The organism is Alsobacter sp. (genome assembly GCF_059501845.1).
The window spans coordinates 59,415-72,953 of record NZ_JCACDK010000004.1; the positions used below are offsets into that span (position 1 = coordinate 59,415).

General features: G+C 67.3%; 13 protein-coding genes. 7 read left to right on the forward strand and 6 right to left on the reverse strand.

Going from position 1 to position 13,539, the window contains the following annotated elements; translation table 11 throughout:
- Positions 1 to 101 precede the first annotated feature (101 nt).
- The 5 genes from AC5JCN_RS05000 to AC5JCN_RS05020 are packed head-to-tail and all read left to right on the forward strand — an operon-like array spanning position 102 to position 6,419.
- A complete protein-coding gene (locus AC5JCN_RS05000) occupies positions 102 to 1,592 on the forward strand; it encodes a cryptochrome/photolyase family protein (RefSeq protein ID WP_495753925.1) in 1,491 nt (496 codons plus the stop codon).
- Positions 1,593 to 1,607: 15 nt separating this feature from the next.
- On the forward strand, positions 1,608 to 2,921 hold the full coding sequence (locus AC5JCN_RS05005; protein ID WP_495753926.1) for an NAD(P)/FAD-dependent oxidoreductase: 1,314 nt from the start codon (positions 1,608 to 1,610) through the stop codon (positions 2,919 to 2,921).
- Positions 2,918 to 3,802 (forward strand): DUF1365 domain-containing protein, encoded by an 885-nt coding sequence (locus tag AC5JCN_RS05010; RefSeq protein WP_495753927.1) that lies wholly within the window; start codon positions 2,918 to 2,920, stop codon positions 3,800 to 3,802. Before AC5JCN_RS05005 ends, AC5JCN_RS05010 begins: the two co-directional genes overlap by 4 nt.
- Positions 3,799 to 5,067 (forward strand): class I SAM-dependent methyltransferase, encoded by a 1,269-nt coding sequence (locus tag AC5JCN_RS05015; RefSeq protein WP_495753928.1) that lies wholly within the window; start codon positions 3,799 to 3,801, stop codon positions 5,065 to 5,067. The genes AC5JCN_RS05010 and AC5JCN_RS05015 overlap by 4 nt, the downstream gene beginning before the upstream one ends.
- Positions 5,064 to 6,419, forward strand: coding sequence for an MFS transporter (locus tag AC5JCN_RS05020; RefSeq protein WP_495753929.1), 1,356 nt, complete (start codon positions 5,064 to 5,066; stop codon positions 6,417 to 6,419). The genes AC5JCN_RS05015 and AC5JCN_RS05020 overlap by 4 nt, the downstream gene beginning before the upstream one ends.
- 18 nt (positions 6,420 to 6,437) lie before the next feature.
- On the opposite strand, the gene AC5JCN_RS05025 is transcribed toward AC5JCN_RS05020, so the two are convergent.
- Both AC5JCN_RS05025 and AC5JCN_RS05030 read right to left on the reverse strand, forming a co-directional pair.
- A complete protein-coding gene (locus tag AC5JCN_RS05025) occupies positions 6,438 to 7,217 on the reverse strand; it encodes an SDR family NAD(P)-dependent oxidoreductase (protein WP_495753930.1) in 780 nt (259 codons plus the stop codon).
- An 84-nt stretch (positions 7,218 to 7,301) separates the two neighbouring features.
- Complete coding sequence (locus tag AC5JCN_RS05030; RefSeq protein ID WP_495753931.1) at positions 7,302 to 7,961, reverse strand: ChrR family anti-sigma-E factor; 660 nt, start codon at positions 7,959 to 7,961, stop codon at positions 7,302 to 7,304.
- A 258-nt stretch (positions 7,962 to 8,219) separates the two neighbouring features.
- Between AC5JCN_RS05030 and AC5JCN_RS05035 the strand changes: the two genes are divergently transcribed.
- Positions 8,220 to 8,933: an alanyl-tRNA editing protein gene (locus AC5JCN_RS05035; protein WP_495753932.1), complete on the forward strand. Its 714-nt coding sequence runs from the start codon at positions 8,220 to 8,222 to the stop codon at positions 8,931 to 8,933.
- Positions 8,934 to 8,951: 18 nt separating this feature from the next.
- Entirely contained in the window at positions 8,952 to 9,794 is an 843-nt protein-coding gene (gene sseA / locus AC5JCN_RS05040) for a 3-mercaptopyruvate sulfurtransferase (RefSeq protein WP_495753933.1), read from the forward strand.
- Positions 9,795 to 9,838: 44 nt separating this feature from the next.
- On the opposite strand, the gene AC5JCN_RS05045 is transcribed toward sseA, so the two are convergent.
- The 4 genes from AC5JCN_RS05045 to AC5JCN_RS05060 are packed head-to-tail and all read right to left on the reverse strand — an operon-like array spanning position 9,839 to position 13,519.
- A complete protein-coding gene (locus tag AC5JCN_RS05045; RefSeq protein ID WP_495753934.1) occupies positions 9,839 to 10,333 on the reverse strand; it encodes a hypothetical protein in 495 nt (164 codons plus the stop codon).
- 18 nt (positions 10,334 to 10,351) lie between these two features.
- Entirely contained in the window at positions 10,352 to 11,128 is a 777-nt protein-coding gene (locus AC5JCN_RS05050) for an amino acid ABC transporter ATP-binding protein (protein WP_495753935.1), read from the reverse strand.
- A gap of 11 nt (positions 11,129 to 11,139) precedes the next feature.
- Positions 11,140 to 12,315: an amino acid ABC transporter permease gene (locus AC5JCN_RS05055; RefSeq protein WP_495753936.1), complete on the reverse strand. Its 1,176-nt coding sequence runs from the start codon at positions 12,313 to 12,315 to the stop codon at positions 11,140 to 11,142.
- A gap of 10 nt (positions 12,316 to 12,325) precedes the next feature.
- A complete protein-coding gene (locus AC5JCN_RS05060; RefSeq protein ID WP_495753937.1) occupies positions 12,326 to 13,519 on the reverse strand; it encodes an amino acid ABC transporter permease in 1,194 nt (397 codons plus the stop codon).
- Positions 13,520 to 13,539: the final 20 nt, after the last annotated feature.

Sequence of the window (13,539 nt, forward strand, 5' to 3'; positions counted from 1 at the left end):
CCGGCTGTGCATTTCTCCACTGCGTCTGATCCATGCCCCGGCATGGTGCGTAACCTCCGCTCTGGCCCAGGCGGGTCTCCTATCCTCGTGACCGGGTCGTCATGCCGTCTTCATCGATCGTCTGGTTCCGTGACGACCTGCGTCTTGCCGACAACCCCGCGCTGACCGAAGCCGCCGCTTCCGGCGGGCCCGTGATCGCCGTCTACGTCCATGACGTTGAAAGCGAGGGCATGCGCGCGCCCGGCGGCGCGTCGCTGTGGTGGCTGCACCATTCCCTCACCGCACTGGGCGACTCGCTCCGCGCCCATGGCGTCCCGCTTCTGATTTTCCGGGAACCCGCGCGGGAGGCCGTCCTGCGCTGCGTCACCGAGACCGGGGCGACAGCCGTGCATTGGAACCGGCGTTACGGCGCCGCCGAGATCGCAGTCGACACCGCCGTGAAGGGTGACCTCAAGGCCGCCGGGATCGACGCATCGAGCCACAACGCCTCGCTGCTCTATGAGCCGTGGAAAGTGCGCTCCAAGGTAGGCGACCCGTTCAAGGTGTTCTCGCCCTTCTGGCGGGCGGCGATGGCGACAGGCGAACCGCCGCCGCCCCGCCCCGCCCCGTCGTCCATCAAGGGTGCGGAACTCCCGGCGGTTTCAGGCGCCGTTCGCCTGGAGGACCTCGACCTGCTGCCCACGAAGCCGGACTGGGCCGGCGGTTTCCGCGAGACCTGGCGTCCCGGCGAGGCAGGAGCCGCCGAGGCGCTGGATTTGTTCCTGGAGGAAGGCCTGCATCTCTACGCCGGCAACCGGGACCGTCCGGACATGCCGGCAACGTCGAGCCTGTCGCCGCGCCTGCGCTTCGGCGAGATCGGGCCGCGCCAGGTCTGGCATGCGGCAGCCCACGCGCTGCATGACGGGCGTATCCGCGCGACAGAGAAGGACCTCGCCAAGTTCCACACCGAGCTCGGCTGGCGGGAGTTCTCCTATCACTTGCTTTTCCACAATCCCGACCTCGCCCGGACGAATTTTCAGCGCCGCTTCGACGCTTTCCCGTGGCGCGACGACCGGAAAAGCTTACGCTTGTGGCAACGCGGCTTGACGGGGGTTCCGATCGTCGACGCCGGAATGCGCCAGCTCTGGCGCACGGGGTGGATGCACAACCGGGTGCGAATGATCGTGGCGTCGTTTCTCGTCAAGGATCTGCTGATCGACTGGCGCGCGGGCGAGGAGTTTTTCTGGGACACGCTCGTTGATGCCGACCCGGCCAACAACGCGGCCAGCTGGCAGTGGGTGGCGGGATCCGGCGCCGACGCCGCTCCTTACTTCCGCGTCTTCAATCCCATCACGCAGGGCGAGAAGTTCGACCCGGACGGAATTTATGTGAGGCGCTGGGTCCCCGAACTGGCCGGCCTTCCCAACGCCGTCGTTCACCGTCCCTGGGAAGCATCCCCGGCCGTGCTGGCGGAGGCCGGGGTACGGCTCGGCGAGACCTACCCCGGGCCAATGGTCGACCATGGGCGGGCGCGCGACCGGGCTCTCGCCGCTCTTGCCTCGCTCAAACCGGATGGCTCCGGCTCCCGTATATCCTCCGACACGGCAGACTGACGTGAGGGAGTGGGCATGCGAGTAGCCATCGTCGGAACGGGCATCAGCGGGAACGGCGCCGCCTACGCACTGGCGACGAGCACGCCGCACGAACTCACCGTGTACGAGCGCGAGCCCCGGCTGGGCGGCCATTCCGCGACCGTCACGGTCGATTACGACGGCGTACCGATCCCGGTCGACACCGGCTTCATCGTCTACAACGAGAAGAACTATCCCGACTTCACGGCCCTGCTCGCGGAACTCGGCGTCGAGACCCTGGCCTCCGACATGAGTTTCGCAGTGTCGGCTCGCGGTGGCCGGTTCGAATGGTGCGGCCGCACCTACGACGTCGCGAACGGCCTCTTCGCGCAGCGCCGCAACCTGCTCTCCCCCGGCTATATCGGGATGCTGCTCGAGGTGCTGCGGTTCAACCGCGCCGCGATCCGCGACCGCGCCTCGGGCTCCCTCGCCGGCCTGTCGCTGGGCGAGTACCTCGCACAGGGTCGCTACTCCCGCCGGTTCCGCGACGATTACCTGATCCCGATGGGTGCCGCGATCTGGTCAATGTCGGCGGCCGCCATGCTGCGCTTCCCGGCCGAGAGCTTCGTCGCCTTCTTCGAAAATCATCACCTCCTGCAATGGGAGCGGCCGGTCTGGCGCTCGGTGGTCGGGGGCAGCCGCTCCTATGTCGAGCGCATAACCGAGCCCTTCCGCCACCGGATCAGGTCTGGGTGTCCGGTGGTTTCGGTCCGGCGGACATCCGCAGGGATCATCGTGACCGACGCCTCGGGAACGGCCGAAACGTTCGACCACGTCGTCATGGCGACGCATTCCGACGAGGCCCTCGCCCTGCTGTCGGATCCGACACCGGCTGAAACGCATGTGCTGGGTTCGATCGGCTTCCGCGACAACGATGTCTGGCTGCACCGGGACGCGAGCCTCATGCCGCGCCGGCGCCGGGCCTGGTCAGCATGGAACGTCATCCAGGGCGACGACCCCGAGGCGGACCTCTGCGTGTCCTACTGGATGAACGCGCTGCAGCGCATTGACCGGTCGAAGCCGGTGTTCGTGACGCTCAATCCTCCGCAGCCGCCGGCCGAGCACCTCACTTTCGGGCGCTACTCCTACGCGCATCCGCAATACAACGCCGCGGCCATCGCAGCGCAAAGGCAACTGCACGAGATCCAGGGCAACGGTGGCATCTGGTACTGCGGAGCCTGGACCGCCTACGGCTTCCACCAGGACGGGCTCGCCTCGGGTCTCGACGTGGCCGAGGCGCTGGGCGCCAGCGTGTCGTGGCGCGCCGGTCCCACCCGGGACGCGGTCCCGTTTGCCGAGGCGGCAGAATGACGGCCCAGGCCTTCGCGCCACCCGCCGAACCAGCATCGCTCTATGTCGGGAGCGTCATGCATGCGCGGATGAAGCCTGCGTCGCATCGATTCACCTATGAGGTCGTGTCGCTTCTCATCGATCTCGACCGGCTGGATGATGCGGATCGGGCAAGCCCGTTTTTTTCGGTGGACCGGTTCAACCTCTGGAGCTTTCGCCAGTCCGATCACGGGCCGAGGGACGGGACGTCCCTGCGGGCGTGGGTGGGCCGGGTCCTCGCCGATGCCGGCCTGGACCTCACCGACGGCCGCGTGCTGCTGCAATGCTACCCGCGGGTGATGGGCTACGTCTTCGATCCCCTGTCCGTCTACTTCTGCTACGGCCGGGATGGCGGACTGGCCGCGGCCGTCTACGAGGTCCGCAACACGTTCGGGGAGCACCACACCTATGTCGCGCCGGTCCGCGCCGGCGAGATGAGCGCCGCGGGTCTGCGGCAGAGCCGGCGCAAGCTGTTCTATGTCTCGCCGTTCAACGCGGTGGACATGGACTATCTCTTCCGCCTGCGCCCGCCGACCGACGACATCGCCATCCGCATTCTCGCTACCGACTCCGGCGGACCCCATCTGGCTGCGACATTCCACGGCAGCCGCCGTGCCTTGACCTCGGCCGCACTGTTGGCAGCATGGGCGCGTTTTCCATTGCTGACGCTGAAGGTCGTTGCTGCCATTCACTGGGAAGCACTGAAGCTCTGGCTGAAGGGTCTGCGCATGGTGCCGCGGCCTGTCGCGCCTCCTCCCCTCAGCCATGACGGCGAGCCGCTGGCGCCGCCGTCTCCCCGCCAGGCCAATGCCGCCCGCGCCGACGCCGTGACGGGCCCTTCGACCAAGGCTTTTGCGCCATGACCATGACGACGATCCTCGAACGCGGCACCATCGCCAAGACATCGCCAATCGGGCTGGGCCCCGATTCGGTGTCGCGCGCCACGCGTGGCCTGCCTTTCGCCGTGCGCCAGGCCTTCGCCTTCGCCGCGCGGCTGGAAGCCGGCACTCTCACGGCACGCATGCCCGATGGCCGGATCTTCCGCTTCGGAGGCAAGCTGCCGGGCCCGGATGCCGAGATCTTCGTCAAGAACTACGCCTTTGCCCGGCGCCTCATCGGATCGGGAGACATCGGTATCGCGGAGGCCTACCTCCGCGGGGAGTGGGAGACGCCGGACCTGACCGCCTTCCTGGAGGTGTTCTGCGCCAACCACGCCCTGATCGCGCAGATGCTGGAGAACCGCCCGGTCGTCCGCTGGATCCAGCAGGTGCGCCACTGGCTGAACCGCAACACGAAGTCGGGCTCGCGGCGCAACATCCACGCGCATTACGACCTCGGCAACGCCTTCTACGAGGCGTGGCTCGACCCGACGATGACCTACTCCTCGGCTCTGTTCGCCGAGGGCGACAACGACCTGTCATCCGCCCAGACACGCAAGTACCGGGAACTCGCCCGGGCCACCGGAATCGAGCCCGGCCACCACGTGCTGGAGATCGGCTGCGGCTGGGGAGGCTTCGCCGAGTTCGCGGCCAGGGAGATCGGCTGCCGCGTCACCGGCCTCACCATCTCCCAGGAACAGTTCGACTACGCGCGCCGCCGCATCTTCGAGCAGGGGCTGGCGGAGAAGGTCGACATCCAGCTGCGCGACTACCGCGACGAGACGGGCACGTTCGACCGGATTGCCTCGATTGAAATGTTCGAGGCGGTCGGCGAGGAATACTGGCCTGTCTACTTCCAGCAGCTCAGGGACCGGCTGGCAGCGGGCGGGCGCGCCGGACTTCAGATCATCACGATCCAGGACCGCTTCTTCGAAACGTACAGGCGGGAGATCGACTTCATCCGCCGGTACATTTTCCCAGGCGGGATGCTGCCCTCCCCTTCGGGACTGCGCCAGCTCGGCGAGAAGGTCGGCCTGACCGTGGCAGGCGAGCGCATCTTCGGGCGCGACTACGGCATCACCGTCGCGGCGTGGCGCGAGAAGTTCGTCGACGCGTGGCCGCATCTTGCGCCGCTGGGCTTCGACGAGCGCTTCAAGCGGATGTGGACCTACTACCTGTCCTACTGCGAGGCCGGCTTCCGCGCCGGCAACATCGACGTCAGGCAGGTCGTGTTCGCCAAGTCCACGTGACCGGCCAGCCCGCGCCGGCCGGCGGCGACGAGGAACCCTCCTCCGCGCGGCTGGCGGCCTATGCCGCCCCTGCCCTCCCGCTCGCCATCATCGCCCTGCCCTTCTACGTGCTCGTCCCCGCCTTCTACGCAGGCGAGTTTGGGCTGGCGATCGCGGCCGTAGGCCAGGTACTCTTTGGCGTCAGGCTCCTCGACGCGTTCAGCGACCCGCTGGTCGGCGTCCTGGCCGACAGGTTCCGGCCGCGCCTCGGGCGCCGCAGGCTTTGGGTGGCTGCGGCCGTGCCCGGCGTGGTGGCGGGGGCGTGGCAGGTGTTCTCGCCGCCCGCCGGTGCAGGTCTCCTGCACCTCGCGCTGTGGGGGTGCGTGCTGTCCGTGGCATGGACGACGATCCAGATCCCCTACTCCGCCTGGGGGGCTGAACTCTCGCGTTCCTATGCCGGTCGCAACCGCGTTACGGCCTGGCGCGAAACCTTCACCGTCGTCGGCACGCTGCTGGCGCTGGCCACCCCGGCCATCCTTCCCGCCTTCGGCATTCCCGGCGACAGGGCGGTGCTGACGACCTTCGCGGTCGCAGTCGCGATGCTGCTTCCCCTGACGGCCCTGATCGCCGTCCGCACGGTTCCCGAACCTGTCGAGCGGTCGCGGTCCCGCCTGAGTGGAGTGGCACGCTGGAAGCACATGGCCGCCAACCGGCCGTTCCGCCGGCTGATCGCTGCGTTTCTCCTCAACGGGCTCGCCAACGGGCTTCCTGCCACGCTCTTCCTCTTCTACGTCCGCCACAGGCTGGAGGCGGAGAGTGCCGCCGGTCCGCTTCTGGTGCTCTACTTCGTGTGTGGAATCGCCGGGGTCCCGTTCTGGCTCTGGCTCGCGCGCCGGACGTCGAAGCACCGGGCCTGGTCGCTGGGGATTATCCTGGCGTGTGCCGGCTTCCTGCCGGCAAACCTGCTCGGCCCCGGGGACGTTGTTCTCTTCGCAGCAGTGGTCGTCGTGACCGGCCTCGCCCTTGGCGCCGACGTGATTCTTCCGGCCTCGATTCAGGCCGATGTGATCGATGTCGATACGGCCGAATCGGGTGAGGAGCGCGCCGGGCTCTATCTGTCGGTCTGGGCGCTCGCGACGAAGCTGGCGCTCGCCGGGGCTGTGGGGATCGCCTTTCCGGTGCTCGGCATGCTTGGATTTGATCCCGGCGCGGGATTGACGAGCCCGGCGGGCCTCACCGGGCTGGCTGTGCTCTATGCCGGCGTGCCCGTCGTCCTGAAGCTCGCGGCGATCGCGGCGATCTGGGGCTTCCCGCTCGACGCGGCCGCTCATGCATCGATCCGGAGCCGGATCGAAGCCGCCGCAAGGGCATGACGGCCTTGTCTCTTGGCTTCAGCGTTTGCCGCCGAGGGCACTTCCGACGAGCGGGAAGTAGACGCTGTAGGGAAGAAGGTTGAGAGCCTTGAGCAGCCACGCCATCCGGCGTGGGAAGGCGATCTCGAAGCCGGCATTGGCGAAGCCATTGCAGATCCGCCGCGCCGCGTCCTCCACCCCGATCAGGAACGGCATGGGAAAGTCGTTCTTGTCGGTCAGCGGCGTCTTCACGAAGCCCGGGCACACGACCTGGATGGTCACGCCCGCCGCGTCGCCGCTGAACTTCAGGCTTGCCGCCATGTTGATCAGCGCAGCCTTCGTGGCACCATAGGCAGCCGAGCGCGGCAGCCCGCCATACCCCGCGACCGACGCGTTGATCGCGATCTGCCCACGCCCGCGTTCCGTCATCAGGCGCAGCAAGGGCTCGAGCGCGTTGGCAACGCCGCCCACGTTGATGTCGAAGGTTCGCTTCACCAGCGCGGCGTCGAACAGCACGCCGGTGTCGGGGTAGTAGGTCCCTGCGTTGAGGAAAGCGAGCGTGATGGGGCCATGCGCGGCCTCGATGGCCTCGATCGCCGCCGCGAGGCCCGCCTGGTCGGTGACGTCGCAGGGATAGGCGTGGACCCGACCGCCGGACTCTGCAGCCAGGCTCTCCAACTCCTCGCGCCGGCGCGCGCTGGCAGCTACCGTGAAACCACGCCGGGCCATCTCAAGCGCGACCGCCCGCCCGATGCCGGAACTCGCACCCGTGATCCAGACCACCCCGTCTCCGGGCGTGGCGCGATAGCCGGACGGCATGGGTCCGCTCCCGTGTCGAAGCTGATGGATACGACGGAGGAAAGCTGATGGGGCGACGCCGGCCCCGTGAGGCCGGCTCGCTGGTCAGTGACCAATGAAGCGCTGGAACAGCCTGCCAACAGGCCCCGTCAGCCGGAGCGGAGCGTCGATCACCGCGAAGCAGATGCAGTCCTCGTCCTCGTCGGCCCGCGGATGATGGTCGAGATCGCTGTCGGCGACGGCGATATCACCCCGGCGATAGTGACCCGTGGAGTCGGAGAACCCGCCGCGCAGGACGAGGGTCACCTCGGATCCGTCATGGGTGTGCGAAGGCATCACCCGGCCCGGCCGGATCCAGTACAAAGTCGACTCGGCGTCACTCTGCCCGGAAACCTTGAACTCCTTGATGCCGGGCAGCCGGGTCTTCCACGGCACCTCCGAGATCCCGCGCTTCAGAAGCGACTTCAGCGGCGGGGGCAGGATCGTGCATGGCGTATCGGAACGGGCGGGAGCAGGCTCTCCGCCATCCGAGAAAATCGCGGCGAGCTTGGCATCCCTGTCGCGGATGGCGCACGGATGCGTCTCCTCGATCGCGCGGCTGCACATGGCCTCCATCGCTGCCACGAAGCCTCGATTGTCGGGCTTCAGGCAGAGGTGCGCAGCCACGAGGGACTGCAACGGCGGGCTCAGTGTCCCCGCCGCGTAGCCAGCGAGCAACTCGTCGATCGGACGCTCTGGCGCCGGTGTGAAATGATGCAGGCTCAAGCTCGACCTTCCGTATCGCCCTGTCCGGACCCGTGACGGTCCGGACTGTCAATCTCATCAGACTTACGTGCCTCTACCCCAACCGGATCACGGCTCCGGCATCGATCGTCCATAACGCAGTCCCCGGTCAATATATCCCCACGGCAGCGCTTACGCCATGCGAAGCGTTGCCGCGCGGGAACGCAGGGAGACGCTTGCCGGGCCCGGCATCGAACGGTACTCGATAGTCTTGGACAGGCGTCCCGGCACGGAGACGAGATGGGTACGATCCTGCTTTTTCGCGACGACGCGTATGCGCGGTCCACCTCCGCGGAGGTCGCAGGGCTCGACGAGGCGGGTCGGGTCATTCTCGACCGGACGGTGTTCTATGCGATGGGCGGCGGCCAGCCCGGCGACTCCGGGACGCTGGTCGACGGCACCGGGCGGACGCTGCCGGTCACGACCGCGGTTTACGGGCCGGACAAGACGACTGTCCTTCACGTGCTGGCCGACGGCGCCCAACCTCCCGCTACCGGCGAAACGGTGACGGCCGCCATCGACTGGGATGTGCGGCACGCGCGCATGCGCATCCACACCGCGCTGCATCTCCTCACTTCCGTGCTGCCCTATCCCGTAACCGGAGGCTCGATAGGCGACGGCGAGGGCCGTCTCGACTTCGATATCCCGGATGCCGGACTCGACACGGACGAGATCACGACGAAGCTCAATGAACTCATCGGTCGCAACGCCGCGGTCGGCGACCGCTGGATCACCGACGAGGAGCTCGACGCCAATCCAGGGCTCGTCAAGACCATGTCGGTGCAGCCGCCGCGCGGTTCCGGCCGCGTGAGGCTTGTGGAAATCGAGGGCATCGACCTGCAGCCATGCGGCGGCACGCATGTGCGCAACACCGGCGAAATCGGTACGGTGCTGATCACGGGCATCGAGAAGAAGGGCAAGCAGAACCGCCGCGTGCGGATCGCTCTCGCCTGACCCGAACAGGAGACGCGCATGGCCAGTCCCTTCGTAACGGCCGAATGGCTGGAGGCTCATCTCTCCGCGCCCGACCTCGTTGTGGTCGACGGATCCTGGTACCTCCCGGCGCACCAGCGCGACCCTCGCGCGGAATACGCGGCCGGTCATATACCGGGCGCCGTGTTCTTCGACGTCGATCGGATCGTGGACGACTCGACGGGGCTCCCGCACATGCTGCCGCGCCCTGAGGATTTCGCCCGCGACGTCGGCGCGCTCGGTATCGGCGACGGCATGCGGATCGTCGTCTACGACGGCGCGGGGCTGTTCTCCGCACCGCGCGTGTGGTGGACCTTCCGCACCTTCGGGGCGGACGACGTCTCCATCCTCGAAGGTGGCGCCCCCGCATGGCGCAGCGCCGCCCGGCCCTGGACCGACGATCCGGCCCGCCGCCGCACGGCGGTGTTCACGCCGCGCCTGAACCATTCCGCGGTCGCCGATCTCGCGGCCGTCGAGCAGGCGCTTTCGGCAGGCTCCTCGCAGGTGGTCGATGCCCGGCCGGCGGATCGCTTTCGCGGCGACACCCCCGAGCCGCGCCCTGGCGTGCGGTCGGGCCATATGCCGGGCGCCCTGAACGTGCCGGCAACGTCGATCATCGCGGACGGGAAACTCCGGCCAGCGGCGCAGATCGAGGCGGCCTTCAAATCGGCAGGCGTCGATCTGGACCGCCCCGTCATCACCAGCTGCGGCTCCGGCGTGACCGCCGCCATCCTGGCGGTCGGCCTCGAGACGCTCGGCAAGCCGATCCGGTCGCTGTACGACGGGTCATGGACCGAATGGGGCAGCCGCGAAGACAAGCCTGTCGCGACCGGTCCGTCGTAGCCCGCTTCAGTGCCGATCAGGGCGGAAGCCCGGGATCACGGCTTTCAGCTCCGCGCCGGCTGGCGATAGGCCCGCCAGCCGATGACCACGGCCAGCACCGCCTCGGCGAGGAAGAGCAGCCCCAGCCAGCGGTCCGAACCGATGGCGGCCAGTCCAGACGTGGCTGAGGTCCACCAAAACCCTTCGCAAGGGCATCGCCCGCCCCATGTCGCGGCGCTCACGACGGGCGCCGCCCAGGCGGCCTGAACCGCCCCGATGAGCACGATGGCGGTAAGCCATCCGCGGTGCCAGGCATCTGCTCCGGCGATGACCAGCGCGATCAGGCCGGCCGCCCAGAAGGGCGCCGAGGCGAAGGCCGCCACCACCAGGGATGCCGTGTGGCACTGCCCGCAATCGACGGCGAGGATTCCCGCCAGCGCCACGATGGCTCCAGCCGCGATACAGGAGGTCGCGAGCACCACGGCGCGGTTGCCGAGAGCCCGCACGGCCCCCACGACGACGAGGATGCCGAGCGCCGAGAAAAGCAGGACGGCGCGCATGGTCCGCCCCTGGCGAGCTCAGTGCAGGATCTGGCTGAGGAAGAGCTTGGTGCGTTCGTGCTGGGGATGCAGGAAGAACTCCTCCGGCGTGTTCGCCTCCACGATCTGGCCGGCATCCATGAAGATGACCCGGTTGGCGACCTGTCGTGCGAAGCCCATCTCGTGCGTCACGCAGATCATGGTCATGCCGTCCTGCGCCAGCGAGACCATCGTGTCGAGCACCTCCTTCACCATCTCGGGGTCGAGTGCGGAAGTGGGCTCGTCGAAGAGCATGATCTTCGGGCTCATACAGAGTGCGCGCGCGATGGCGACACGCTGCTGCTGTCCGCCCGAAAGCTGGCCTGGGTACTTGTTGGCCTGCTCAGGAATCTTGACGCGCCGGAGGTAGTGCATCGCGACCTCGTCGGCCTCCTTCTTCGGCATCTTCTTCACCCAGATCGGGGCGAGCGTGCAGTTTTCGAGAATAGTGAGGTGCGGGAACAGGTTGAAATGCTGGAACACCATGCCGACCTCGCGCCGGATCTCGTCGATGCGCTTGAGATCGTTCGTCAGTTCCACGCCATCGACGACGATGCGGCCCTTCTGGTGCTCCTCGAGCCTGTTGACGCAACGGATCATCGTCGACTTGCCCGACCCCGACGGGCCGCACACGACCACGCGTTCACCGCGCCCGATGGTCAGGTTGATGTCGCGAAGGACATGGAATTCGCCGTACCACTTGTTGACGGCCTGCATTTCGATGGCGGTGGTGGTGCGCAGGTTGGTCGGCTTCAGGCTGGCGGGAGCGGCGCTCATGCTCGTGGTCCCTATCGTTTGTCGGCGACCGCAAGGCGCTGCTCGACGGAGCGCGCGTAGCGGGACATGGCGTAGCAGCAGATGAAGTAGAAGACGGCGGCATAGAGGTAGCCGGTCGTGCTCACCGTCGGCGCGGCCCAGACGGGGTCGATGCGGGCCGCCTCGATGGCTTTCAGGAAGTCGAAAATGCCGACGATGACGACGAGCGTCGTGTCCTTGAACAGGCCGATATAGGTGTTGACGATGTTGGGGATCGTGATCTTCAGCGCCTGCGGAAGCACGATGAGGCGCATCATCTGCCCGTAGGGCAGCCCCAGCGCCATCGCGCCCTCGTACTGACCCTTGGGCAGCGCCTGCAGGCCGGCGCGAACCACCTCGGCCATGTAGGCGGCGGCAAAGAGAGCGATACCGATCAGCGCCCTCAGCAGCTTGTCAGGCTGCAGGAAGGGCGGCACGAACAGCGGCAGCATCACGCTGGCCATGAACAACACCGTGATCAGCGGCACGCCACGGACAAACTCGATGTAGATCACCGAGACGAGCCGGATGGCGGGCATCGCCGATCGCCGCCCCAGTGCGAGCAGGATGCCGACGGGCAACGACACGACGATGCCCACAGCCGAGCAGACGATGGTGACGAGGATCCCGCCCCACAGGTTCGTCTCGACGAACGGCAGGCCAATCGCAGGCCAGCCGATGAGGAGGATGTAGGACAGCACCGGAAGGGCGATGAAGAAATAGACTGCGCCGATGTCGCGGCGGGGAGCCCTCAGCCACAGCAGCCATACGACCCCGATCGCCAGCAGCGCGAAGAACACGTCCACCCGCCAGCGCTGCGGGACCGGATAGGACCCGTAGGTGAAGTAGGCGGCACGGTCGCGCACGAAGGCCCAGCATGCACCGACGACGGGCCGCTGCTCGGTGAGGATGCAGGCCTCGCGGTCCTTCCCGGACCACACGGCGTCGAAGAACACGAAGTTCAGGAAAGGCGGGATGATCCACAGCATGAGGGCCAGGATCAGGATCGTCATGGCGATGTTGAACGGCCCCGACAGCAAATGGGTCCGCACCCAGGCCCAAGGCCCCGCGACCGAGGACGGCGGCGGCGAGGGATCGAGCGCCGCGGTTCGGACGTAGGCTGTCCCCGAGTCGACGGGGCTGTCGGTCATGTCGGCGATGCTGCTCATCGGCGCGCCCTCACCGTTCGACCAGGGCCTTGCGGCCATTGTAGACGTTCATCGCAAACGACGTGACGAGGCTGATGGTGAGGTACACCAGCATGGTGATGCCGACGACCTCGATGGCCTGCCCCGTCTGGTTCAGCACCGTTCCGGTGAACACGTTGGCGAGGTCGGGGTAGCCGATGAACACTGCCAGCGTCGAGTTCTTGACGAGGTTCAGGTACTGGCTGGTCAGCGGCGGGATGATGACCCTGAGCGCCTGGGGAATGATGATCAGCCGCGTCGTCAGGTTCGGTCGCAGGCCGAGAGCGCTGGCCGCCTCGGTCTGCCCCCGCGACACCGCCATGATGCCGGCCCGAACCACTTCGGTGATGAAGGCTCCGGTATAGAGCACCAGGCCGAAGAGCAACGCCAGGAACTCCGGCTGCACGTTCAGCCCGCCGGAGATGTTAAACCGGCCGGCTTGCGGATACTCGAAGGCGAGCGGCCTTCCCAGCAAGAGGAAAACCAGCACGGGCAACCCGACGACAAGCGCCAGGGTCACAGTCAGCACCGGGGCCTGCTGGCCCGTCGCCATCTGGCGCCGGCTCGCCCAGGCCCGGAAGAAGATCGAACCGACGATGCCGGCGAAGAATGCCGCAATGACGAAGTCGAAACCGTCGCCGGGCAGAGGCCGCGGCATGAACAGGCCGCGCTGGTTGAGAGCGGTGGAGAACGGCAGCTGGTAGCTGTCGCGAACCGCCGGAAGCGCCTTGAGAACGGCGTTGTACCAGAACAGCAACTGCAGCAGCAGCGGGATGTTGCGCACGATCTCCACGTACCAGCGTGCCACGCCGGCGACGAGGATGTTCCGGGACAGGCGCGCCACGCCCATCGTGAAGCCGAGAACCGTCGCCAGGACGATGCCGATGACCGCGACAAGGAGTGTGTTGAGAAGGCCGACCCAGAAGGCCTGCCCGTAGCTGCTGATCGATTCAGAATACGGGATCAGCGTCTGACTGATCGGGAACCCGGCGACCGTGTCCCAGAAGCCCAAACCGCGCGCGATCTTCTGCGCCCGCAGGTTCTCGTTGGCGTTGCTGATGGCCTCCCAGGCAAGAAAGGCCACGAGGAGAACGACGACGACCTGGAAGACGGTCGACCGGACCCGCGGATTGTTCCACAACGCTACGCGATCAGGCTGGGCCGACCCGACAGTCTGATCCACCATTCCGACCTCCGTTCCGCGCG

Bases quoted from the DNA above. Each gene is read 5' to 3' on its own strand.
- AC5JCN_RS05055 (WP_495753936.1), bottom strand. From the start codon at position 12,315: ATGAGCAGCATCGCCGACATGACCGACAGCCCCGTCGACTCGGGGACA.
- AC5JCN_RS05000 (WP_495753925.1), top strand. From the start codon at position 102: ATGCCGTCTTCATCGATCGTCTGGTTCCGTGACGACCTGCGTCTTGCC.
- AC5JCN_RS05015 (WP_495753928.1), top strand. From the start codon at position 3,799: ATGACCATGACGACGATCCTCGAACGCGGCACCATCGCCAAGACATCG.
- AC5JCN_RS05060 (WP_495753937.1), bottom strand. From the start codon at position 13,519: ATGGTGGATCAGACTGTCGGGTCGGCCCAGCCTGATCGCGTAGCGTTG.
- AC5JCN_RS05050 (WP_495753935.1), bottom strand. From the start codon at position 11,128: ATGAGCGCCGCTCCCGCCAGCCTGAAGCCGACCAACCTGCGCACCACC.
- AC5JCN_RS05035 (WP_495753932.1), top strand. From the start codon at position 8,220: ATGGGTACGATCCTGCTTTTTCGCGACGACGCGTATGCGCGGTCCACC.
- sseA (WP_495753933.1), top strand. From the start codon at position 8,952: ATGGCCAGTCCCTTCGTAACGGCCGAATGGCTGGAGGCTCATCTCTCC.
- AC5JCN_RS05005 (WP_495753926.1), top strand. From the start codon at position 1,608: ATGCGAGTAGCCATCGTCGGAACGGGCATCAGCGGGAACGGCGCCGCC.
- AC5JCN_RS05010 (WP_495753927.1), top strand. From the start codon at position 2,918: ATGACGGCCCAGGCCTTCGCGCCACCCGCCGAACCAGCATCGCTCTAT.
- AC5JCN_RS05025 (WP_495753930.1), bottom strand. From the start codon at position 7,217: ATGCCGTCCGGCTATCGCGCCACGCCCGGAGACGGGGTGGTCTGGATC.
- AC5JCN_RS05045 (WP_495753934.1), bottom strand. From the start codon at position 10,333: ATGCGCGCCGTCCTGCTTTTCTCGGCGCTCGGCATCCTCGTCGTCGTG.